This window comes from Spirosoma migulaei, from assembly GCF_054776855.1.
This window is the reverse complement of sequence record NZ_BAAHBG010000030.1, coordinates 3,460-24,854: the sequence shown is the minus strand read 5'-3', so window position 1 is coordinate 24,854 and position 21,395 is coordinate 3,460. Positions and strand designations below refer to the sequence as shown.

Annotated in this window: 15 protein-coding genes; 7 read left to right on the top strand and 8 right to left on the bottom strand. The window is 48.3% G+C overall.

Annotation, left to right across the window (positions count from 1 at the left end):
* The first annotated feature begins 507 nt into the window (after positions 1 to 507).
* Positions 508 to 1,875, top strand: a complete 1,368-nt coding sequence (locus ACYVGO_RS28925) for an MFS transporter (RefSeq protein ID WP_460972258.1) — start codon at positions 508 to 510, stop codon at positions 1,873 to 1,875.
* Positions 1,876 to 2,204: 329 nt separating this feature from the next.
* Here the strand turns inward: ACYVGO_RS28925 and ACYVGO_RS28920 are convergent, their stop codons facing one another.
* From ACYVGO_RS28920 to ACYVGO_RS28910, 3 genes are read right to left on the bottom strand one after another with little or no spacing between them, the layout of a single operon-like run.
* On the bottom strand, positions 2,205 to 2,801 hold the full coding sequence (locus ACYVGO_RS28920; RefSeq protein ID WP_460972259.1) for a ThuA domain-containing protein: 597 nt from the start codon (positions 2,799 to 2,801) through the stop codon (positions 2,205 to 2,207).
* Positions 2,756 to 3,022 (bottom strand): hypothetical protein, encoded by a 267-nt coding sequence (locus ACYVGO_RS28915; RefSeq protein ID WP_460972257.1) that lies wholly within the window; start codon positions 3,020 to 3,022, stop codon positions 2,756 to 2,758. The genes ACYVGO_RS28920 and ACYVGO_RS28915 overlap by 46 nt, the downstream gene beginning before the upstream one ends.
* A gap of 37 nt (positions 3,023 to 3,059) precedes the next feature.
* Positions 3,060 to 5,528: a glycoside hydrolase family 9 protein gene (locus ACYVGO_RS28910; RefSeq protein WP_460972255.1), complete on the bottom strand. Its 2,469-nt coding sequence runs from the start codon at positions 5,526 to 5,528 to the stop codon at positions 3,060 to 3,062.
* Between the two features lie 489 nt (positions 5,529 to 6,017).
* Between ACYVGO_RS28910 and ACYVGO_RS28905 the strand changes: the two genes are divergently transcribed.
* Both ACYVGO_RS28905 and ACYVGO_RS28900 read left to right on the top strand, forming a co-directional pair.
* The gene (locus tag ACYVGO_RS28905; protein ID WP_460972254.1) at positions 6,018 to 7,142 is read left to right on the top strand and encodes a Fic family protein; all 1,125 of its coding nucleotides are present in this window, start codon (positions 6,018 to 6,020) and stop codon (positions 7,140 to 7,142) included.
* A gap of 347 nt (positions 7,143 to 7,489) precedes the next feature.
* Positions 7,490 to 10,969, top strand: a complete 3,480-nt coding sequence (locus ACYVGO_RS28900) for a carboxypeptidase regulatory-like domain-containing protein (RefSeq protein WP_460972253.1) — start codon at positions 7,490 to 7,492, stop codon at positions 10,967 to 10,969.
* A gap of 398 nt (positions 10,970 to 11,367) precedes the next feature.
* Here ACYVGO_RS28900 and ACYVGO_RS28895 read toward each other — a convergent pair whose 3' ends face one another.
* Together ACYVGO_RS28895 and ACYVGO_RS28890 are read right to left on the bottom strand one after the other, a co-directional pair.
* Entirely contained in the window at positions 11,368 to 12,057 is a 690-nt protein-coding gene (locus tag ACYVGO_RS28895; protein WP_460972252.1) for a hypothetical protein, read from the bottom strand.
* A 14-nt stretch (positions 12,058 to 12,071) separates the two neighbouring features.
* On the bottom strand, positions 12,072 to 12,428 hold the full coding sequence (locus tag ACYVGO_RS28890) for a PadR family transcriptional regulator (RefSeq protein ID WP_460972251.1): 357 nt from the start codon (positions 12,426 to 12,428) through the stop codon (positions 12,072 to 12,074).
* Positions 12,429 to 12,662: 234 nt separating this feature from the next.
* On the opposite strand from ACYVGO_RS28890, the gene ACYVGO_RS28885 reads away from it, so the two are divergent.
* A complete protein-coding gene (locus ACYVGO_RS28885) occupies positions 12,663 to 14,432 on the top strand; it encodes an arylsulfatase (protein WP_460972250.1) in 1,770 nt (589 codons plus the stop codon).
* 137 nt (positions 14,433 to 14,569) lie between these two features.
* On the opposite strand, the gene ACYVGO_RS28880 is transcribed toward ACYVGO_RS28885, so the two are convergent.
* A complete protein-coding gene (locus tag ACYVGO_RS28880; RefSeq protein WP_460972249.1) occupies positions 14,570 to 14,947 on the bottom strand; it encodes a VOC family protein in 378 nt (125 codons plus the stop codon).
* Positions 14,948 to 15,074: 127 nt separating this feature from the next.
* Here ACYVGO_RS28880 and ACYVGO_RS28875 point away from each other — a divergent pair, with 127 nt between their 5' ends.
* Positions 15,075 to 16,715 carry an ISL3 family transposase gene (locus tag ACYVGO_RS28875; protein ID WP_460972248.1) on the top strand — a complete coding sequence of 547 codons (1,641 nt, stop codon included), beginning with the start codon at positions 15,075 to 15,077 and terminating at the stop codon, positions 16,713 to 16,715.
* 427 nt (positions 16,716 to 17,142) lie between these two features.
* Here the strand turns inward: ACYVGO_RS28875 and ACYVGO_RS28870 are convergent, their stop codons facing one another.
* Positions 17,143 to 17,472, bottom strand: coding sequence for a hypothetical protein (locus ACYVGO_RS28870; protein ID WP_460972247.1), 330 nt, complete (start codon positions 17,470 to 17,472; stop codon positions 17,143 to 17,145).
* Positions 17,473 to 18,909: 1,437 nt separating this feature from the next.
* Positions 18,910 to 19,416 carry a PAS domain-containing protein gene (locus ACYVGO_RS28865; protein WP_460972246.1) on the bottom strand — a complete coding sequence of 169 codons (507 nt, stop codon included), beginning with the start codon at positions 19,414 to 19,416 and terminating at the stop codon, positions 18,910 to 18,912.
* A 254-nt stretch (positions 19,417 to 19,670) separates the two neighbouring features.
* Here ACYVGO_RS28865 and ACYVGO_RS28860 point away from each other — a divergent pair, with 254 nt between their 5' ends.
* Both ACYVGO_RS28860 and ACYVGO_RS28855 read left to right on the top strand, forming a co-directional pair.
* Positions 19,671 to 20,291: a transposase family protein gene (locus ACYVGO_RS28860; protein ID WP_460972245.1), complete on the top strand. Its 621-nt coding sequence runs from the start codon at positions 19,671 to 19,673 to the stop codon at positions 20,289 to 20,291.
* Positions 20,281 to 21,225 carry a transposase gene (locus tag ACYVGO_RS28855; RefSeq protein ID WP_460972244.1) on the top strand — a complete coding sequence of 315 codons (945 nt, stop codon included), beginning with the start codon at positions 20,281 to 20,283 and terminating at the stop codon, positions 21,223 to 21,225. The genes ACYVGO_RS28860 and ACYVGO_RS28855 overlap by 11 nt, the downstream gene beginning before the upstream one ends.
* Positions 21,226 to 21,395: the final 170 nt, after the last annotated feature.

The window sequence follows — 21,395 nt, the reverse complement described above, 5'->3', positions numbered from 1 at the left end:
TGGTTCGAACAGCAGCAACGTCTTGTGCTATTTTTACAAAAGGACCTATTTCACTAGGATAGGTCAACTATCGAACAGAATAAATCAAGAAAAGCGATAATTAATTGTAGCCGTTTTGGAATGAGTTTCGATGAGCTTTTCAGCTATAATTGTCGTCCTATAGAAACGGGCGGTTTAATATTATAGTAAGGTGATGTACGATGGCCTCTAATTTCACGAGGCTTGTCATTCTTTTGCAAAAGAGATTTCTTTGCTAATAAGAGTCCGATTTACCTGACGAAACGTGAAAAGAAAAGGAACTATTACTGAATAACTACCAGTCATTTAGCTAAAAATAGTTCGGCAAAGTTGCGTACATTACTATGTTGGGTGAGGGTTCACAGAGTGCTTGTAATTCCGGCTTCCGTGCGACAGTTTGAACGCCCGTTTAGCAGGTTTTGGGTTTCAGTCGACAGGCAGCACCTCCCAGAGTTTAGGTAGTTGCTCATTCGGTGGGTTTCTATTGACATGAGAAACACCCCGGCTTTGCAGGTTTGGTTTGTGGGCCAGCGTTCGGGCAGCAAATCAAACGCCGAAGCTATTCAAGCTAATCGTAGAAAATATATGTTGATATTAACCAAAAAGAGTTCCACTCGCTATTGTTTCTTTTTTTGTTTATATCTCGCGCAAGGCATACCTGCCGGATTTGCACTTACAGCAACAGTCAATTATCTGGCTGCGCATGGTATGGACCCTAAAACGGTTGCTACTTTTGGTGCAGTTATAAGTTTACCTTGGGGTTTCAAATTTTTATGGGGTCCAGTATTAGATCGTTTTCAGCAATCTAATATGGGTCGTCGGCGACCTTGGATATTATTAGCTCAATTTGCAGTCTTCGGCGTGTCAGTAGCAATGTTATTTGTAAAAGACCCTTTAGCAGAATTTAACACATTAATTATTGTATTTACTCTTCAGAGTGTATTCATGTCGTTACAAGATGTGAGTGTTGATGCGACTGCTATAGCTGTGGTACCCCCAGTTGAAAGAGGGCGACTAAACGCTTTTATGAAAGCTGGTGCGTCTTCAGGGCAAGCAATAGGAGCAGCCGGTTTAGCTTATTTATTACATTATTCAGGGTTTCAAATAGCAGTTTTAGCTCAGACAATCATATTTCTTATAGTAATAATATTGGTATTTTTTACGAAAGAAAATTCAAAAGATGCATCGATATCCTTCAAATATGGTGTTCATAAAGTTGCTATCAAAGACCGTTCTTTTATTTCATTAATTAGTGATTTGTGGAGGGCGACAACAAGTACTCAAAGTTTATTGATCTTCACCGCCGTCTCAATTATCTACTTTAGTATTAGAGTATTTAAACAAACATATTCTCTGCATTTGATCCAAAAACTAGGTTGGAGTGATGTATCTATGTCTGTATTAAGTGGGACTTATTCAACTCTAATATCTGTACTATTAGCACTTGTTGGGGGAGTTATCTTAGATAGGTTAGGCAATAAAAGGATGTTGTTGTTAATATGCGTGATAATGGGAGTATTCTATATTACTTTCTCAGTAATTGGAGACTTATGGGTTAATACAGCAGTAGCGACGACGGGCGTGGTCATACAACAAACTCTTGAGGTAATATATATAATTGTCGCATTATCAGTTGTGATGGGGCTTTGTAAACGAGGTATAGAAGCTGCCCAGTTTGCTGTTTATATGGCACTTATTAATCAAATTGATTCGTTAGGTATGTATGTGGCTGGAAACCTATTTACTCAAATTTCTGCACCTGCACTTGGAATCCTAAGCGGTCTAATAATGCTTAGCGCATTACTTTTAATTACCGCAGCTTTTAGAAATAGTAGAAGTTTGCAAACCAATGAGTAAAACGGCATCGAGTGGCATACGATCCTACTCCGCGTGGGCGGCTTGTCGGGCGACAAGCAGTTCGCCCCCGAACGAAAGGCACAGCCCAATGAAGGCGAGGGTATAAAGGTCGGGAGTTGCTTGTGTTCAGTCAACTAACTGGATTGCCATCAGCCCTCGCGGTTGTTGGGTGAACAGACAGTAACGTAGTCGTGGGCTTACGTGCGACAGGCAGCGAGATTCCTGCTTTTCAAAACACTTGCTAACTACGTCTCACCAAACGCTCCCAACTGAGACAAACGGGCTTTTTCTCCTCTTGGTAAACCTGGTTTATAACATCCTGGTGGCGTTTATTTTTTAAAAGGGTCGCCGTGCTTGTTGGCGCTAAGCACCCACTTAAGCTCATTGATAATTAGCAGTTTCTGGGTTGCATCCGAGTATATCTCATCGCCATGACCCATGTTCAGATAGATCATCCGGTAGCGCCGGTTCGTCCAAACTACCGGCATATCACCAAAGTTGATGACGTCTTTGATACCTAACGGATAATTGTCGGCGGAGAGTGAAAGCAGCACGTCGATAGCTTTGTTCAAACGCGGGCTCGGGTGCCATTGGTACCATTCGCTGGCCGGAGCAGTCCAACTTGGTGGCAGATTTTTGGTAACCGGGTGGCTCGGCCGATCAGCAACTACTTTTAGGTGCTGCGGTGGCCAGTTATTGCAGTAAAATACGCCCCCTCCCATGAAGCTTACAAACCAGGGCCACTGGGTATCTTTATCGTTGTAGCCTGATTCGTGAAAACCCATCCAGCCCCCACCGCCTTCCATATACTGCTCAAATACAGCTCGTTCTTCTTTTGTAGTTGGATACCCATCAGGCATGATGACAACCTGATAGTCCTTTAGTTTTTCGTAAGGGTAGTTGCCAAAATGCTGGGTGGTATCCAGGGTAAACCCATCGCCAACCGAAAGCTTTTGCAGAAAGTTGATGGTTTGGTGGGCAAAATTACATGATCTCTTTCCGTCCGCTCACTAAAATAAATCAGGGCTTTGAACCGGGGGGCCTTGGTATAGTTGGCCGGGTAATTCGTCGGCACCTGCGCGCTCACTTGAATCAGTATCAAAACCAGCAAGGCTACCGTACTAATCCCTTTTCGATAATAAATCATTGATACCTATCTAGAGTTTACGGAGTCTATTCAACCCTTAATATTCGGCTAGTAACGATAACCACTTGCCGGCTGAAGTTACCCACACCTCTTTGTAGGTGGCGTTATTGATGGCCGGCCACCAGGGAACATCCTCATTATTGGCGGTACGGATACCGACCGGTATGGCGCCGGTTATTTCCCCGGACGAGAAACTATCTAACTGCGGATACCGGTTTCCTTCCCCATAAATAAGCGATTGACCAAAGGGGTTTTTACCGACCGTCCAGTACAGTTGTTCGCGCCCGATTTGAAGCAACGTTTCATCGTGTAAAAAGTGCCCGCACAGCGCAGCCGCCTTGCCGGTGGCTAGATGGACAGCCGTATTCCCATTGAAAATGCTGAACCAAACGGGAAATCGTTTCAGGTAATGCACCTCATCCAGCTTTACCCCTTTGGTCAGTTGTTCTGCATATAATTCTTTGGCGTTGGGGGGCGGAAATAAATGCAACGAATAGAAAGCCGCCGAATCAGCCGCTTCCTCTTTATGGTAGACCCCACTGGGTATCATACCATACGGAGCGGTGTAAACCAGGATGTCTTTGAGGTACTTGCCGTAAAGCCGCACGGCCCGATACCACGTTGGATAATCGGCATGGCTGCGCTGGGTTTGGCATAATAAGATAAGGGCCTGCATGTAGACTTGATCCCGGGACTGATGCACGAAATGAACGATGGATTTTCGGGTCGTATCCCGGTAAAAAAAACCGGCCAGCCCCTTCGCATCGCCCAGCGGAGTGGTCCGTTGACACTCGAGTGTGTAGCGGATAAACTCGGCAGCCGTTTGGGCATACTGGGTTTCGCCCGTCAATTGGTACAGCATACTGGCAGCCCAGGAAACCGTGGCCATATACTGGCTTTGCGACGTATTGTAATTGTGTTCATACATCTGGGTGAAGCCCCCATACCCGCTTTCTCGATACGTCTTCATCGCCAGCGAAAAATCCTCGCGGGCTATCTTACCCAGATACTCGCTGTAGGCAGCGTCTCCATCCAGGGTCATGGCTGCATAAGCCTCGTAAGCGGCATAGAGAAACGCATCAAAGGCGTTATTTTGTACCCGCACGGAATGAATATCATCCAGCGTGCCAACCACCCCATCCTGCCAGATCAGCAAGCCCATGCTGCTGGCCCGGTAGCCATCGTCATAGCGGTTCTTCAACACGAAATTAAGCCCCCATTCGGCTTCTTCCCGCAAGCGGGCGGCCAGTAAGGGATTCTGAGTGCGCTGATTCTTGAACGATTCCAGCAGGGCAAACGTAACATCGGCCGTTTGCAAGGTTTGCTGAGAAAGATCCCCCGCGTCATGCCAGCCACCACTATAGGAAATACTTTTGCCCTTATGTTCCGAAAACAGATCAAGGTGGCACTGCCCGTGGATGTTGGGCACCGCATACCCGCACCGCTGGCAGAAAATATAATTTAATACCCGCCACTGAGAAGCGGTCCAGATGCGGGTGCCAATCTCAAAGGCAGCGGTTTTCTTGGGACCCAGGACGAGATGGTAGGTACCGGCTTTTTTGAAATCGCTGAAGTCAAGTATTTCATAGGTTCCCGTAGATGTTTGTACTGGCTTTGCGTTCGATTCATACGCTACCTGATGAGTCGCTTCATTAATCAGTTGAAAACGGGAATTGGGTTTATCCTTTGTCCGATTGGTAATAGCCGTTTTTTGGCCCTGGGCCATGTAGCCCGATGTGGAATAGATAATACTATTGGGGGCGGGTAGCCACCCATGGCTTATTTCCTGGGTATTTACCTGTTTTAAAACGGGCTGATCGATAGAATAGATGACGGAGTCACCAGTGGTGATGTTTTTTCCTTTAAGCGAGACATAAAAGCCAAGTTCGTCTACCTCATCTCGCCGAATGTCCGACAAATCCAGATAACAGCGGTTCCATTGATAGTTGGTCAAATTAATAAGATGATCAGCCGATGCCATCAGCGTTCCGTTTTTGGCGAATCGGTTTTTATTTCGAACATCAATATTGATGTTTACGACCTGCGCCCCCTGAGCCTGTGGGTAAATAAAAAATTCAAGTCGGTTATAGGCTTCCCAATTCGCCCCATTCAGGTCTAGCTGCAATCGGCAATTCCCATACGTAGCATAGTCTGGGTCATTGATCGAACCCACTGCCCGCTTTCCGGTGGTTGTCGGCAAACCCAACCGCAACGTAGGCTGCCCTGATCTAGTGCGATCCGTACTAATGGCCAGTTTTCCATAGCCGGTCTGTTTCCAGTTACTGACAACAGACGCTTGGGTCAGGGGCTGCGCTATTAGAACGGGTTTTGCTAGCGCCATAGCCTCGTATGACCGGGATTGATCAAGGGGTAAGGACCGATGAATGACACCACTTCGAACAATTTCATTGAATAATTTTATATCGATTCCACTTGTTGGGGCCTGGGCCCGAAGGATAGGAGCTGTACAGGCTGCTAGAAGCGTAAGGAGTACTCGTAAAACCATTTGTGCTTGTTACTAGAATATCCAATCAAAAGTAACTATTTAACCCATGTGTGCCCTCCGTCTTTACCAGGGAAACCTCATGCACCAATAGAAGGAGGCAACAAAGGCCGGTTAGAGAGACTAGCCAGTTAACGAACTGCGTATGCGACTGATTGAGTTGGACAGGTATTACCTCGTAAAAATGCTCCTACTTGAGATTATACGTATCCTATGATTGGATTGATTATATCAAAACGCAAATTGGCTACGAGATCAATTTTGTAACGTACTTCTATGCGCATATAAAGCTTAAGTCGAGCAGAAACTGCCCATGCTGATTGAATAACTCAAGGGCAAGATCGACCACTATTCTACAAGATTCACTCAAGTGCAGCGAATAGAATATATATAGAAAATGCCACTTTTCTATATATATTGCACCCAATGTGCATAGAAAAACATCACTTTTTATGCATAAGTACTCAGTGCCCTATCATTGCTACTGTTCTTATGGCATTCGTTTTAACGCCTTTACCACCCAAGGTTGATCTGGAAACCCGCCTGGTGCTACGCAAAGTAGCTACCGCACATCGGTATCTGGCAGAGCTCAAAGGCGTGGCGGCTACGATTCCCAATGAATCGATCCTGATCAATACCCTAGCCCTACAGGAAGCCAAAGATTCCTCGGCGGTTGAAAACATTATCACTACGCATGACGATCTGTTTAGAGCAGAACTCTTTACAGATACCTCTGCCAGTACGGCAACCAAAGAAGTACAACGCTACGCTAGTGCCCTAAAAAAAGGCTTTGCCTTGGTGCGGCAACAAAAGCTCCTCACCCTACGACACATCATCGCTATTCAGCAAGAATTAGAGCAGAATAATGCTGGCTTTCGACGTTTACCTGGCACTACGCTCCGCAATGGACAAACTGGAGAGGTAGTGTATACGCCCCCACAGGAAGCTGGTCAGATTGAAAGCCTGATGGCAAACCTCGAACGGTTTATTAACGACGATACGGTGCTTGATGCCGACCCCCTGGTAAAAATGGCCGTCGTGCATTACCAGTTTGAAAGCATCCATCCCTTCTACGACGGCAACGGGCGTACGGGCCGGATCATTAACATGCTGTATCTAGTACAGCAAGAGTTGCTTCATTTGCCGATCCTCTACATGAGCCGCTATATTATTCAGCATAAGAGCGGCTATTACGAGCGGCTACAGGCTGTGCGGGAGCAACAGGACTGGGAAGGCTGGGTACTGTATATGCTGGACGGGGTAGAACAAACGGCCCGGCAAACGATTGTGCTGGTAGAGGCCATTCGTGATCTGATGCAACAGTATAAGCATATGCTGCGGCAACGGCTGCCCAAGCTCTATAGTCAGGACTTGCTCAACAACTTGTTTCGACACCCGTACACCAAGATTGATTTTCTGATGGACGATTTGCACGTAACGCGCCTGACGGCCACCCGCTATCTGGACTTACTGACCGAGCAGGGCTTTGTGCATAAACAGAAAATCGGGCGTAGTAATTATTACGTCAATCAACCCCTGATGAAGCTGTTTGTGGAAGTAGGCAATACCCTACCCAATGCGTCTATTCCATTGATTCGGACAAGCTCATACTCCTAACAAATCAAGGTTTACCACTGCTTAGCTTGGCAATAGGGAAAGAACGGCTGATTTATAGAAAACCAGTGTACCGTAAAAGGGGCGTTTAATTGGCTGGCTTGTTTTAATAATTGGCAACTACAATCCGTAGGATACGCATGCAGGCTTTCTAAAGTTACTTATGCTAAGAAACTTCCCCCGGAAGTTAGCTTGATGTTGGACAAGTAAAAACCGTCGAAAAAAGCTTCTGAAAGCATAGAACTAAATACACGGAAGGAAATGAATAAGCGACTCGTTAAAGCCCGTATAAACGAACCAGCTGACCTTACTTTGTTCCCAGTAGCTCTTACTTTCAACGCCAGGACGATATGAAAACGCTTTGGGCAGGACTTGGACTCAGTATTGGACTTACCCTTCATCTTGCATGCGCTCAAACACCCCTGGCGACGCTAACGGGTCAAGTGCTGGATGCTAAAACCGGTGAGCCGCTTCCTTTTGCAACGGTTTACCTCAACAACAGTTCACTGGGAACCAATGCCGATCAGAACGGAAGCTACCGACTCACAGCCGTTCCCCTTGGTAATCAGGAAGTGGTGGGTTCCTTTCTGGGCTATCAAACAACCCGACTGCCGCTACGACTAACCGATGCACGCCCACGTACACTCGATCTCAAACTCGAACCGGCCGACCAATCCCTGGCCGATGTGACCGTCCGCGCTCGCCACGACAAAACCTGGGCACGCCACTTAACGACGTTCACCCGGGAGCTGCTCGGTAATCGCCCCCAGGCACGGCAATGCCGTATTATAAATCCGAATGTGCTCTCGTTTCTCGACGAGAAGGGTCATCTGAGGGTGCAGGCAGCTCAACCCCTGCTTATTGAAAACCAGGCACTGGGCTACCGGCTCTATTACAATCTACTGTACTTCGATCTCTTTCAGGGTAAAATGCAGTTTGCCGGCACCAGCCGGTTTGAGGAACTACTCCCTACCGATGCACGCCAGAAGATCCGCTGGCAGACCAACCGCGTGGCGGTTTACCAGGGATCGATCCAGCACCTGCTCGCAAGCTTACTGGCCGGTACGCACGAACAGGCAGGCTACCGGGTGTATCGTACCCCGTTAACCGACGAAGGCAATGACCGAGCCCTACCCTTCGTGCGTACCCAGGAACGGCAGTATATCGACGCCAAAAAAGCCGCGGATCTGATTAAACCCGGTAGTCTTTCCTTTGAGCGTCAATTCAGCAGCGATCAACCGCTGGAGATTTATTATGACCGGGTTTATGCCGCTAATTCCCCCTATCACGATTCCCCCTATGCCTATTCGATGTTGCTATTGCCCAATCACAGTCTGGAGGTAAACACCAACGGCTGGATTACGCAGAGCAACGGATTGGATGTTCGGGGGTATATGGGCAATGACCGGCTGGCTACCCTACTCCCCACCGACTGGAGCCCGCCAACCAGCCACCTGTTGCTGACCAATAGTATTACCGCCGGACGGGTAGCCCAAGCAGATGCCGGGCTGGACTCGCTAACCCGGTTGCACAAACGCCAGTATGAGCAAACCGCGCCCATCGTCTATCTGCATACCGATAAATCATTTTACCTCACGGGGGATCAACTCTGGCTCAGTGCCTATGTACTGGACGCGTCCCGACAGTTGCCCGTCATAGGCCCGCTCGGATCGGTGCTGGAGATTGAGCTGATCAGTCCGTCGGGACAACGGGTTCAGCATCAATGGGTATCGTTAACCGAAGGCCGGGGCGGAGGGTGCTTTCCATTGGCTGACAGCCTGTTGGCAGGGACATATCGGTTACGGGCGATGACAAGCCTTGATGCCTCCGCGGATACGCCCGCTTTTGAGTGCACTTTTCCCCTCTTTAGGGCTCAATCCGATGGAGCAACGCCCTTACCTACCTCGCCATCCATCATCACAAGTCGGCCAATTCATTTGCTGGATTCGCTGGATGTACAGTTTCTGCCCGAAGGTGGGCGCTGGCTGGCTGGCGTCTCAAGCCGGTTAGGCATCAAAGTGGTAGCGCCTGACGGGCACGGACGGGCCCTTGTGGGGCGCATTCTGGACCGTACCAACCAGGAAGTCGCACGGTTTCAGACCAACCCACTGGGTATGGGCCAGCTCAGGCTTACGCCCCAGAGCGGTCAGCAATACCGGGCACTCATCCAGACCACCACCGGCCAAAAAGTCATCGCCTTACCGGCCTTTGAGGCCGAAGGTTGGAGCTTATCGGTCGATGCTACCTCAGATAGCAGTCGGCTGAGGGTACAGATACGGGCCACGGGGCGCTACAGTCAGCAACCCGTCTACGTAACCCTGCAAAGTCGTCAACAAGTGGTCTATCAACAAAAATGGCTCCTTCAGAAAGGAGAAGTCCAGTTTTCGCTCACCACGGCCAGTTTGCCACCGGGCGTGAGTCGGCTCACCCTTTGGGATACCACCCGTCAGGCCCGCGCCGAACGCTTAGTATTTGTGCCTGACCGGAGTGGGGGTGTTCTGATGCAGGTCTCCCTGGGCAAGCCTCATTATGAAGCCCGCCAAGGGGTGTCGATTGGGTTTCAACTTCGGGATGCAGAGGGTGCCCCCGTAGAAGCTACCTGGTCAGCGGCTGTAACCGATGCGGACCAGGTAAGTTTGGATACCAGCCGAGCGGACCTGCGCACGTACCTACTCTTGACCGGTGGTCTGCGAGGTTGGATCGACTCCCCAACCTACTATCTGGAGCCTGAACACGCTGTTGATTTAGACAACCTACTGCTGACGCAGGGTTGGCGCCGGCTCCCGGCGATCCAACCAGCGGATTCCGCCGGTGGCTGGTTATTGCGGGGTCAAGTGAAGGATCGGCTTGGGCAACCACTGAAAGGCCAATCCGTTGTGGTCCTGTTTGATCAGGGTGATCAGCCGGTGCTTCGTAGTACGGTGACCGACCAACAAGGTGTTTTTGGGGTAGCTGGCTTACTGTTCAGGGATACCGTGCGCGTACGGGCACGGGTCCTGGGTACCAACCGAAATGGAGTCCGCTTTTCATTTGATCCATCTGGCTCGAGGGATTATTCAACTGCTGTTCGGGAAGCCAGCTGGCACCCCCAGGCCAACCAGCTGGCCGATGCGCGGATGCGTCAGCTGGCCTGGCCAACCTTTTATCGGGACTCAACAGCCCGGCAATTGGCCGAAGTGGTGGTACGTGCCTTTAAACCCGGTTCCGAACGCCCAAAAGAGGTGACCAAGGCTAGCCTTCATTCGGAAGCGGATAATGTGCTGGTCGTTGAGCCAGGAATCGGTGTTGCCGAAATGAAAGATCTTTTAGCCCGCGTACCGGGTATCAATCTGTTATACCAGCGCAATAAGAGCAGTTTTGGGGATACCTCTCCCCTGTATTTGATCGACGGGGTGTATGCTGACAAGGAAACGGTTTTCAATGGCCTAACCCCGTCAGAGGTAAGTCGGATCGAAGTACTCCGGAATCCGACCACGGTGGGGATCTATGGGGCCCGTGGCGCCAATGGGGTCATTGCCATTTATACCCGTACCGATCTGGGTCTGGCCCAAACGCTGGCCACCAGTTCATCGGCCCTAGTCACCGGTTTCTCGACCGCCAGGGAATTTTATGTACCTCGTTATGCACCAACGTCGGCTATTCCAGCGGGTTCACCGGTAGACCGGCGGGATGTGTTGTTCTGGCAGGCCGTGGGGCGGAGCGATACGAATGGGTTAGGTCGGTTGGTGTTTCCCCTGAGCGATATCGCCAAACGAGTACGCATCACCTTACAGGGGCTAACCAACGAGGGCATTCCCATGGCCTTCACCTGGGAGCTACCCGTACGATAAGTTGGAAAGGGGATAAAGCGTACGGGTAGGAACGGTCGCTGGCAGGCTGAATGGCTGAAAAAACGGATCCATTAAAATGCGTTACAGACCCTGCTAAGGGTACCATTGGCTTTTAGCAGGCGTTCCGCTCAGTCTTTAGCAACAGCTACAATGCCTATGCAACTTGACTCAGAAAGGTATCCTTTTCAAGGCACCTACTTTGGCAAAAGGATGTACCTTGAATCGCCCCTACTTAGCTATTCAATGATACTTGAGTCAATCAATTCAAGAAATAGTTGGTAAGTCAGGAAACTTTCGAATTCTCCTTAAACGCTCCGACTTGAGACGAAGGGACACTCCTATATTTGCTTCTAATAAGGGCGTTTGTTAAAACAGTGGTGTACATTGGTATCTATTACCTACCTGGTTTGGTACCACGCGTCAGGGTCTGTTTGCATCGAGTAATCCAAGAGACCCAAATATGATATAGCCAACGTTGACCACAGAGCGGAATAACTTAAGCCTTTTATCAACAAGGACATCTCCACACTACTAATACTTACGTTTAGCACCAGAGCACCAATCCACAACACATACGTAAGCAACCGTATTAATAAGGAGGGAAACCGTACGACCCACACTTTTTTAAACTGGGGAGCCACACGTTGGAGCAAAAACCAAGTCAGCGTGATCAGCCAGATAACACTCAGCCATTGAACGGAACTCCATACCATCTTCTCTTCGAGTACGCTCATAAAATCGGTCATCAAGCCAACATACAGGCTTATAAACGTAACCAGGCCGACCACCACCAGCGTCCGAACTCGTTTAGGCGTAGCGAATTGACTTTTTATCAGTGCCCACCAGTCCCGAAATAGACTTTTCAAAAACACCTTCCGATAGGTCCATTCCATCTTCTGAATGGTAGTTGGTCCACCAAACTCATCAATCGTGTGCTGAAGGGCTTCCTCAAACGAACGTGAATTGGCCATCCGGGCTTCCACAGAGACCACAAAATGGTCCCTCATCTCGTCGATAAAGGCGGTTTCAACCAATTCACATGTTTGGGTTAAAAAGGTACTGATGAGCGCCTGTTGAGCCTGAGTCATAGTAGTAAGGTTGATTAGGGAGTAGGAAGCTGATTGAGTTCACTGGGGGAAAGTATGCGTTGCAACTGCTGGAGGAACACCTCCATCTGCGCCAGTCTATCGACAGCGTTTCCTTGCTGATCCTGGGCAATAGCATAGTATTTGCGGGCGCGTCCTTCCACGATTTGGGTTTTGGTGATCAGCATACCGTCGGCTTCCAGTTTATACAAAGCGGGATAGAGGGCCCCTTCTGCAATCTTAAGTTGGCCATCGGTGAGTTGCTTCACTTTTTGACAGATCTCATAGCCGTACATCCATTGGGTATGGGCCAAAAGTTTGAGGATGATGGCACTGAGACTACCCTTGAGTAGTTGGTTTGAAGAAGTATTCATACCCAAATATACTAGTATTCTGCATACTACTGAATCTTAGGTATTATTATTTTTACAATTTTCACGAAATGCTCTTAACAAGCGACGGAGGAGCGATTATGTAATTAATTCTTCGAGCAGACGTTTTGAGAACTATTCCCAGTAAAGAAGGAACCTACTTTCTTTTATCAACGGACTAACCTCAGACGTTGAATCGTCATAAACCAGCTTGGAATCACTTATCCACTCTAATTGATGAAAATCCCATTTTGGACAGGCATGGTTGCGCTACTCTTCGGCGCATGGATCACTTGGGGACCCTCTATTAGCACCTCACCAGACGCTGCAAGCCCCAACGTATTGTTCATCTTGACCGACGACCAGGGCTGGGGTGACCTGAGCCTACATGGAAATCGATTTGTCGAAACACCCAATCTCGACCAGCTGGCCCGCAGCGGAGCTCGGTTCGATCACTTCTTCGTCAGCCCGCTTTGCGCCCCCACCCGCGCCAGCCTGCTCACGGGCCGCTACCACCTCCGTACGGGTACGGTTTCGGTCTCCCAGGGCTGGGAACGCATGCGTAGCACGGAACTCACTCTGGCCGAGGTATTCCGCCAGAACGGGTATGCCACCGGCTGTTTTGGCAAATGGCATAACGGGGAACATGCCCCCGAAGACCCCAACAGTCAAGGATTCGATGAGTTTCTGGGCTTTTGTGCGGGCCATTGGAATAATTACTTCGATACCGACTTGCAGCATAACGACCGGATGGTAGCTACCAAAGGGTTCATCACCGATGTACTGACCGATGCCGCCCTGAACTTTATCAGTCAGCATAAAACCAAACCTTTTTTCTGTTATGTGCCCTTCAATGCCCCCCACAGCCCCCACCAGGTGGCGGACCGGTATTTTGATAAGTATAAAGCCAAAGGCCTCGACGATGAGCAAGCCAGTATCTACGGCATGGTTGAAAACGTCGATGATAACGTGGCGCGGCTGTTGGCCAAACTGGACCAGTTGGGTTTGGCCCAAAACACGATTGTGGTGTTTGCAACCGACAACGGTCCTAACGGCCACCGCTTCAATGGGGAGATGAAAGGCATCAAAGGCTCAGTCGATGAAGGGGGCGTGCGCGTGCCGCTCTTCGTACGATGGCCAGGTAAGATACGTCCTAACACCCGTATACGCCCCAATACGGCCCACATCGATCTATTACCGACGCTGGTCGGCTTATGTGATTTGCGCTTTACACCCGCCAACCCCATTGATGGCCGCAGCCTGGCGGGCCTGTTGCGGGGCCAGACCGATACGTTACTCAATCGTATGCTGTTCACCCACGTTGCCGGGATGAGCGGGGACGGCCTTCCAGCCGAGCCAGGGGCGGTTCGAACGGCTCAGTATCGGTTGGTTCAACAAAAGGGGCAAATCCACTTGTACGATATGCTGGACGATCCGTCGCAGACGACGGATCTAGCCGCCAGGCAGCCACAACAGGTGCAAACTCTGCAAACCACCTACGAGCACTGGTTCAGAGACGTGTCCCAAACGATAAGTCTTTCCAGGCCTGTGCCAGTGGCTGATCGACGGGTGTTGTTGCAAGCCCCGGAAGCCCATTTTTCGGGCAAGATACGCTACAAACAGGGCAACGGCTGGGCGAATGACTGGCTCATAAACTGGCAGTCACCCGCCGATTCAATTTGGTGGGATGTGGCCGTAGATAGACCGGGTGTATATCAATTGAGTCTTCAATATACCGCTCCGGCTGCCGCCGTTGGAACACTGCTGACCATTACAGCCACCAATAAGACACTTCAACAAACGATACGAGCCAGTTTCGACCCGCCCCTGGCGCCCAGCCCAGACCGGATTCCTCGTAAAGAAGTCTATGAAAAGCCCTGGGCGTGGCTGGCATTGGGCAAACTTAGGTTGCCTGCTGGTCATCACCGTATTTTGCTGCAGGCAAGATTAGTCCCCAACGGGCAGGTGGCAGAAGTAAAAGCCCTCTTGCTTACCGCTTTAGAGTAATCGGCTACCCAATCAAAATCGCTCGGTTTTTGTCGAAACATTCCAATGTTTAATTGAACCGCCTAGTTGCTAAATTGTGATGTATTCCCCATACCATAGGCGTCTGGGGTGAACACGTCTGACAGCGTAGACAAAAACTAACCAACTTCCTCCCACAGTTCGATGCTGTTCCCTTCAGGATCCAAGATGTGGACAAATTTTCCGTACTCAGAAACCGCAATGTCATCCAGAATGGTCACCCCCGCACTTTTTAGCTGTTCAACCAATTCGTCGAGCTGCTCAACCCGGTAATTGATCATAAATTCCTTTGTCGAGGGCCCAAAGTAAGTCGTGTCTTTGCCAAAGGTGGCCCAAACCGTGGTTCCTTCTTTACTGGGCTCTTCGGCATCGCGCCATTTGAAGATGGTTCCGTACTCCGCCACTGGTAAACCCAGATGACGGGCATACCACTCATTCATTCGTCGAGGGTCATCGCATTTGAAGAAGATGCCCCCTATTGCCGTTACTTTTTTCATGTTTAGTCGTTCCATTTAGTTTGCCAATACTACTATGTATATTCCGGCCGTAAGTAGGCCAGCCAATCCGGCTGAACAGGTTCTGATTCAATTTCGGTGAGGAGGTGGTATTTTACCAAGTTTGGACATGGATTTGTCTCAACTTCTACCTGATCATTTTCAACTTATTGACCATGCCATTGGCGAAACCGCTATTCAGATTAGCCTAATAGCCACCCAGACCGTTGGTCGCTGCCCAGCCTGTCAGCTGCCTACCAATAAGGTGCATAGCTTCTATCACCGTACCCTAACCGATTTGCCTATTTGCGGAAAAGCCGTTTCGCTCAGGATTCATCTGCGAAAGTTTTTCTGCCGAAATGACCAATGTAACCGTAAAATTTTCGCTCAGACTGCATCGGATTACTTCTTTCCCTATGCTCGCCGACTAAACCGAGCCCAGCGACCCTTGCAGGCCATCGCCTTACTAACCGGTGCTCGACCAGGTGCCCGACTCTGTGAGCTAACCGGCCAGCCAGTGAGTCACTCAACTTTGTTACGCATCAGCCGTAGGACGCCTGTCCAGAACCAGCCTACTCCCGTTCGCTTGGGCGTGGATGATTTTGCATTCAGGAAAGGACGACGCTATGGCACGATTCTGATTGATCTGGATCGACACCAACCCTTCGATGTCTTACCCGACCGCGAGGGCAAGACGCTGGAAGATTGGTTTCGTGATCATCCGGGCGTTGAGTTGGTGACGCGCGATCGTTCGAGTGTGTATGCTAATGCCATCACTACTGCCTGTCCTAGTGCCGTACAAGTGGCTGATCGGTGGCATTTACTGGCTAACCTTTCTGACGCGGTGGAACGCTTTCTAGATACACAACGAACTAACATTAACCAGTCCATGTCGGCCACGCTGCTAAAAGAAGAAAAGCCAATAACCCCACAACAACTGACTGAGGATCAGTTACCACCATTTATCACTTGGGAAACTGACATATCCAACCTCATGTCAACGGCCAAACTTGATTGCACTTCCAAAGGCTATGCGACCTTCCAAAAGGTTAAACAACTCCAGGCGGAAGGACACGGTATGCGGGCAATCGCCCGGCATCTGGGTATTGCTAGAAACACCGTTAGGCGCTATTGGAAGCAGGATACATTCGTTCCGCGAATGGTCATGAAGCGGTCAAACCTATATCTGTACGAGGGTTATCTTCGTCGACGATGGCTCCAGGGTCAAACCTGTGTAAAAGACCTACTTACTGAGATCAAATCCTTCGGTTATAATGGTAGTTATACGATTTTAGCCAACTTTCTATCTACCTATCCTCGGTTGGAGATAGCCTCCGTTTTACCACCTGCCCGCAAAGGGAGCAACTTTAGTAGTCGGCGTATTAGTCGGCTCTTGAATAAGTCACCCACAGATTGGTCGACCGATGAACAAGCGTTTTTAACTCATCTGCTGAAGGAACACACGTCAATTCGAGAGGTATATGAACTGAGTGAGCAATTTCGGCAACTGATGAAGCAAAAATCGGCCGAGGGTCTGGCCAAGTGGTGTGAGGATGCCGAAAAAGTATCTGCCTATACGGGATTTGTCCGGGGCTTGCGCCAAGACTATGCAGCTGTTGAGCAGGCTTTCGTATCGGAGTGGAGTAACGGACAGACTGAGGGCCAGGTGAATCGACTCAAGATGATCAAACGTCAAGGCTACGGTCGTGCAAGTTTTGACCTGTTGCGCCGACGGGTGCTATTCCGAAATTGCACTCCTCACCGAAATTGAATCAGAACCCTGGCATTTCTGACCCGGATAATGATCCTTTTTTGCCCTTGTGTAAAATGTATAATTCCCAGTCATGTTCGATAAGTAACCTTATGTTAAGGAATAAAAACAAGATTAACCAACTTATAAAATCAATAGAAACAAGCCAAATTGTTGGTTGGAAAGGGGAGAAGAAAGCGCGCAATTATGGTCTACACTCTAGTGAAGCAGCTAAGGCAACGAGATTGACTTTAGATCGACGAGATAAGGAACCGTTCCTTTCGATTGAGGTATTGATGCAGACTTACATCAAAAAGGTATTCAACTTATTCTGAATAGAATTAGCTTTTTGACGGGGAAATCTGAAATCGGTCACTAATTATTTACTGATTTTAAAAAAAATTAACAAAACGAGGTAAAAATCAGGACTAGTACGCACCTGACTCGCTTACTGGGAATAACCATACCAGTTCCGTGCAGAAAAGGGAACTCCAACCTGACAGGCATCGATTAAGGGAACCAACTCACGCCAGAACTCACCCAAAAACCAGTGTATATGGTTTGGATCTAGTCGAGCAAACTCTTCAACCAGCCGTTGATTAGTGGCAAGATTGGCTGTCTCTACCACATAAGCAAGATGCTGGTAAAGACATGCTATTTCCATTGAAGTATAGTTCTGGCCCCACCGCCGAGGGACAACACCAGGAAAGACAATCTGGGTAGCAATGTGGGTTTTGATGTACTCCTTGAGTAAATCAACCTTGGGTTGAGAGTGCATGGTAAGCCTGTTTATCAACTCCCATTCAGAAATCTTGCCTTGGAATGGTCTGGGGCATTAGAACGGGAATTATTTAAGTAATAGCTCCCATATTCTAGATTATAGCTTAAGATTGCTAATCCCAGATAAAGTCCTGGTTCAATTCATAAAATAGTATCAAGCTCCTATAGCCTTAAAACCAGCCTTATTGAGCCTAATCGAAAACGATTTGATCTCAGCTCTTTTCCTGAAAACACCATACGTATAGGCTATAATGAAAATATAGTAAACTATTTTTCAAATTTTAGTTAAACTACCCTTTAGTAGCTATAAACTAGATCTGATACAGAATGAAGAAAGCTCTCCAAATCTCAATCTTATCAAAAACACTACTTCAATGTGGTAGTTGTATCATTAACTGATTTACTCAGCGTGCAAAATTATCTTTACGACTACGCTTATTGGAGCGTAGTCGTTTTCTTTTATTCTGTTGGGATTGCTTTATGCCTTAGAATATCTTTACCAGTAGCTCACAAAGAAGAGTCAGCGAATTTCCCTGACTCTTGCTTACTTCTCTGTTTGAATCTGACTAAAAACAAAGCTCTTAGATGATTTAAAGCTATCAATCCGTGAATTTGTACGGCATAGGTATCTAACAATTTGGGGCGTATTCGTCATATAAATGCTTTCAAATGGCTAATAATTAGGCAGTTATGGGGTTTTAGCTATCTATATTTGGAGGCAATTTCACACTTTTGCACTAAAGACCAAAGCGATCCAAGTTGTAATCAAGGTGTTTTATAGATAAGTCAGCATCACTAGGTTCCTAACCCCTTCCATCCAGTTGAGGCTTTTGTATGAAACAAACTGCCCGACCAGCGAGTATGATAGTCAAAGTGATATTATTTTTTCAAACAGACATCAGTCAGCCGTCACCTGCTTAGGTGACGGCTGATTTCATTAAAAAACCCCAACGGTTAGGCAGGGGCTTTTACTATTTATGGGTATATGGACTACTATATACCATTTAGATGTCAATGCTGGCGGTGGGTCACAAAAAACGCTGACCTCACTGAAGCCAGCATTATACCTATTCCACACCTACTTCACATGAGGTAATTCGCTGGTAAAAGGCATCTACTCCACTCTTGTACTATAAAAAACGCCAGCCTCATTAAGACTGACGTTTCCTGCGTTATATGTCTAATAACTGTTTCGGCCGCAAATATACATAATTGGCAAATTGGGCTTATCGAGAGCTTATGACAATGTCTTTATGTGCAAACAAAAAAACACTGGCGAAGTAGTAGAGATAGTTACACAACTAATTTTCAAGAAGACCAGTCAGCCGATACTTACTTAAGCGTCGGCTGATTTTTGCCCTAAAGTGCTACTTTATCACTGATCAATTACTGTTAGTAGGATAGAATCTCATCTTAAATTTAGGCTAGGGTCCATTTACTTCTCAATTTCCCGTTCAAAGGCAACGAAGTTGACCACTTGATTGCGTCGATTGACGATAGGACGAATGATGAGCTGACACCAATACGGGGTTTGGTCTTTGCGGTAATTGAGTATCCGTCCCCGGACTGGCTTCTGGCGATCCATCCGCTGTCTGATCCGATGACGAATCCGGCGCTGAGTATCCACACCTTGTAAAAAGCTGGGTTTGCGTCCCAAGGTTTCCTGGCTGGTATAACCTGTCATGTTTTCAAACTGTGAATTTACATAGTGAATAACCTGGTTGATGTCGGTAATCACGATGGCCCAGTTGTCGCTTAGCAACTCATAGCGAATTAAGGCGGACAACTTCCAGTCTTGTGCCTTAGCTAAGCCTATCCACCCTTGCCCTTTAGGTGTCAGAATTGGCTTTTGTCTAAACTCCCAGCCCGCTAATAGTGGGGCCTGCACAAAGGGCTGATGACGCTCTGCCAGGTATTGATCGTAAGCTCCAAAGAAATCCATAAGGTCAACTTAAGTTACTATTTTAAGTGAATCGCTAAAAGATTCTATATATCTAATATACGTCTTCTGTATAATGGCGTATATCGTCAACCGAAAGTGGACAGATGCGGGTGAAAAGAGAAGAGACGGTTTTAACCGTTTTATACTCGCTGTTAAATGCCAGTAAAAGTGGCTCTTCGTCGGTTTTGGTGATCTAGTAATTTTGTAGGGTGTTCGAAAATTTCACCCCGCCCCTTGTATCCCTGACTTGTCAATTGGTTGAGTCAACGACGAATCAACTTATTGTTCACCTCATCAGCACGGCTACATCTGCCTGTTGCCCTGGTTGCGGGCAACTTAGTGCCCGTATTCATTCCCGTTACTTTCGAAAGCTAACGGATCTGCCTATAGTAGGGGAAGTATTCATCTGGCAAGTGAAGGTGTTCAAGTTCTTCTGTGATAATAATGCCTGGGATCGGCGCGTCTTTACCCAACGTTTCGACCAGCATATTCAACCCTATGCCCGCTGGATTACCCGTTGCCAAACTCAACTAAGGCAATTAGGCTTGCTCGCCGGTGGCCAAGTGGGGAGTCAAATGGTCCGGCTGTTTGGACTGATTGTCAGTGGATCAACGCTGTTGCGTCGAGCAAAGCAGTGTCCCATACCTTCAGTTGTAACGCCCAGAGTATTAGGTGTTGACGATTGGGCATTTAAAAAGCGGGAACGCTATGGCACCATCTTGGTTGATCTTGAAAAGCACCAGGTCATTGATCTTTTGCCAGATCGAGAAACCCAGACACTTAAAAATTGGCTTGATCAGCATCGCAGCGGCGAACCGTCCAGGGATAGAAGTAGTGAGTCGAGATCGAGCCAGCACCTAGGTGTTGGCGGCTAGCCAAGCCGCTCCAGATGCGGTGCAAGTGGCTGATCGCTGGCATCTGTTAAAGAATCTGGGCGATGCTATCCAGCGTGTGTTGGAAACGAATCGACCGGCTATGAAATTGGCGGCTGAAGAAATAGTACAATCCCTTACACATCAACCCGTTCTGCATGCAGATCTGATCCCAGTTGCCATTAAGTCGAAGCCGATAAGCAATCGTCAACATATCTATCAACTGGTGAAAGATTACCAAACGGCAGGTCAATCCATTCGCTGGGTAGCTAGCCAATTGGGGATGTCCCGCAACACGGTTCGCGAGTATTGGCGATGGACGACTTATCAACCCAAAACTATTCGTCGGTGGTCGCCCGTGCTACGCCACGAAGAATACTTACGCCGACGCTGGAATGAAGGACAGCGGCACGTTAAAACGCTCCAGAAAGAACTACAGGATCAAGGATACAAAGGCAGTTTCCGAACTTTGTATCGGGTAGTGAGTCGTTTCTTACGTGACTCTGAAGAGGTCCAACCCAAGGCACGTCGCATCGACTACTCACCCCGCCAAGTCAGCATTTGGCTGTCGCGACCAGCTGACGAACTGCCTAGCCAACCCGTTAAAGATTATATTGCCACTCTGCTGCGGGTATGCCCATCGCTGCAAGCAGTTGGTGAGCTAAGCTTATCTTTCAGGCAGTTAATGAAGTCAAAGCAGGCGGATAAACTCGATGAGTGGTTAACTCGTTGTGAGGCCACAGGCCTGGAAGTTTTGCGTCAATTTGTACGCGGTATTCGCCAGGACTACTCAGCCGTTAAGCAGGCCTTTTGCTCAGAATGGAGTAATGGTCAGGTGGAAGGTCAAGTGAACCGACTAAAGACCATCAAGCGGTCCATGTACGGTAGAGCAAGTTTTGACCTCTTACGCCGACGAGTGGTGATGACTTCTGGCTAATATGAAAGGTTTATCATCACCAAAATCGACGAAGAGCCGGGTATAGTAGAATTGTCGCTGCCCATCTGAGTAGGTGCCCCCACTCGCTTTCAGAAGTAGCGGGCTGAACGGGTTATTTAGCAACAAATAAGTCCAATTAAGCGGGCGGGCGTATTAGTAGAAAAGGCCCC

Bases quoted from the DNA above. Each gene is read 5' to 3' on its own strand.
- ACYVGO_RS28880 (WP_460972249.1), bottom strand. From the start codon at position 14,947: ATGAAAAAAGTAACGGCAATAGGGGGCATCTTCTTCAAATGCGATGAC.
- ACYVGO_RS28925 (WP_460972258.1), top strand. From the start codon at position 508: ATGAGAAACACCCCGGCTTTGCAGGTTTGGTTTGTGGGCCAGCGTTCG.
- ACYVGO_RS28905 (WP_460972254.1), top strand. From the start codon at position 6,018: ATGGCATTCGTTTTAACGCCTTTACCACCCAAGGTTGATCTGGAAACC.
- ACYVGO_RS28895 (WP_460972252.1), bottom strand. From the start codon at position 12,057: ATGACTCAGGCTCAACAGGCGCTCATCAGTACCTTTTTAACCCAAACA.
- ACYVGO_RS28910 (WP_460972255.1), bottom strand. From the start codon at position 5,528: ATGGTTTTACGAGTACTCCTTACGCTTCTAGCAGCCTGTACAGCTCCT.
- ACYVGO_RS28915 (WP_460972257.1), bottom strand. From the start codon at position 3,022: ATGATTTATTATCGAAAAGGGATTAGTACGGTAGCCTTGCTGGTTTTG.
- ACYVGO_RS28870 (WP_460972247.1), bottom strand. From the start codon at position 17,472: ATGCACTCTCAACCCAAGGTTGATTTACTCAAGGAGTACATCAAAACC.
- ACYVGO_RS28885 (WP_460972250.1), top strand. From the start codon at position 12,663: ATGAAAATCCCATTTTGGACAGGCATGGTTGCGCTACTCTTCGGCGCA.
- ACYVGO_RS28900 (WP_460972253.1), top strand. From the start codon at position 7,490: ATGAAAACGCTTTGGGCAGGACTTGGACTCAGTATTGGACTTACCCTT.
- ACYVGO_RS28890 (WP_460972251.1), bottom strand. From the start codon at position 12,428: ATGAATACTTCTTCAAACCAACTACTCAAGGGTAGTCTCAGTGCCATC.
- ACYVGO_RS28865 (WP_460972246.1), bottom strand. From the start codon at position 19,416: ATGGATTTCTTTGGAGCTTACGATCAATACCTGGCAGAGCGTCATCAG.
- ACYVGO_RS28875 (WP_460972248.1), top strand. From the start codon at position 15,075: ATGGATTTGTCTCAACTTCTACCTGATCATTTTCAACTTATTGACCAT.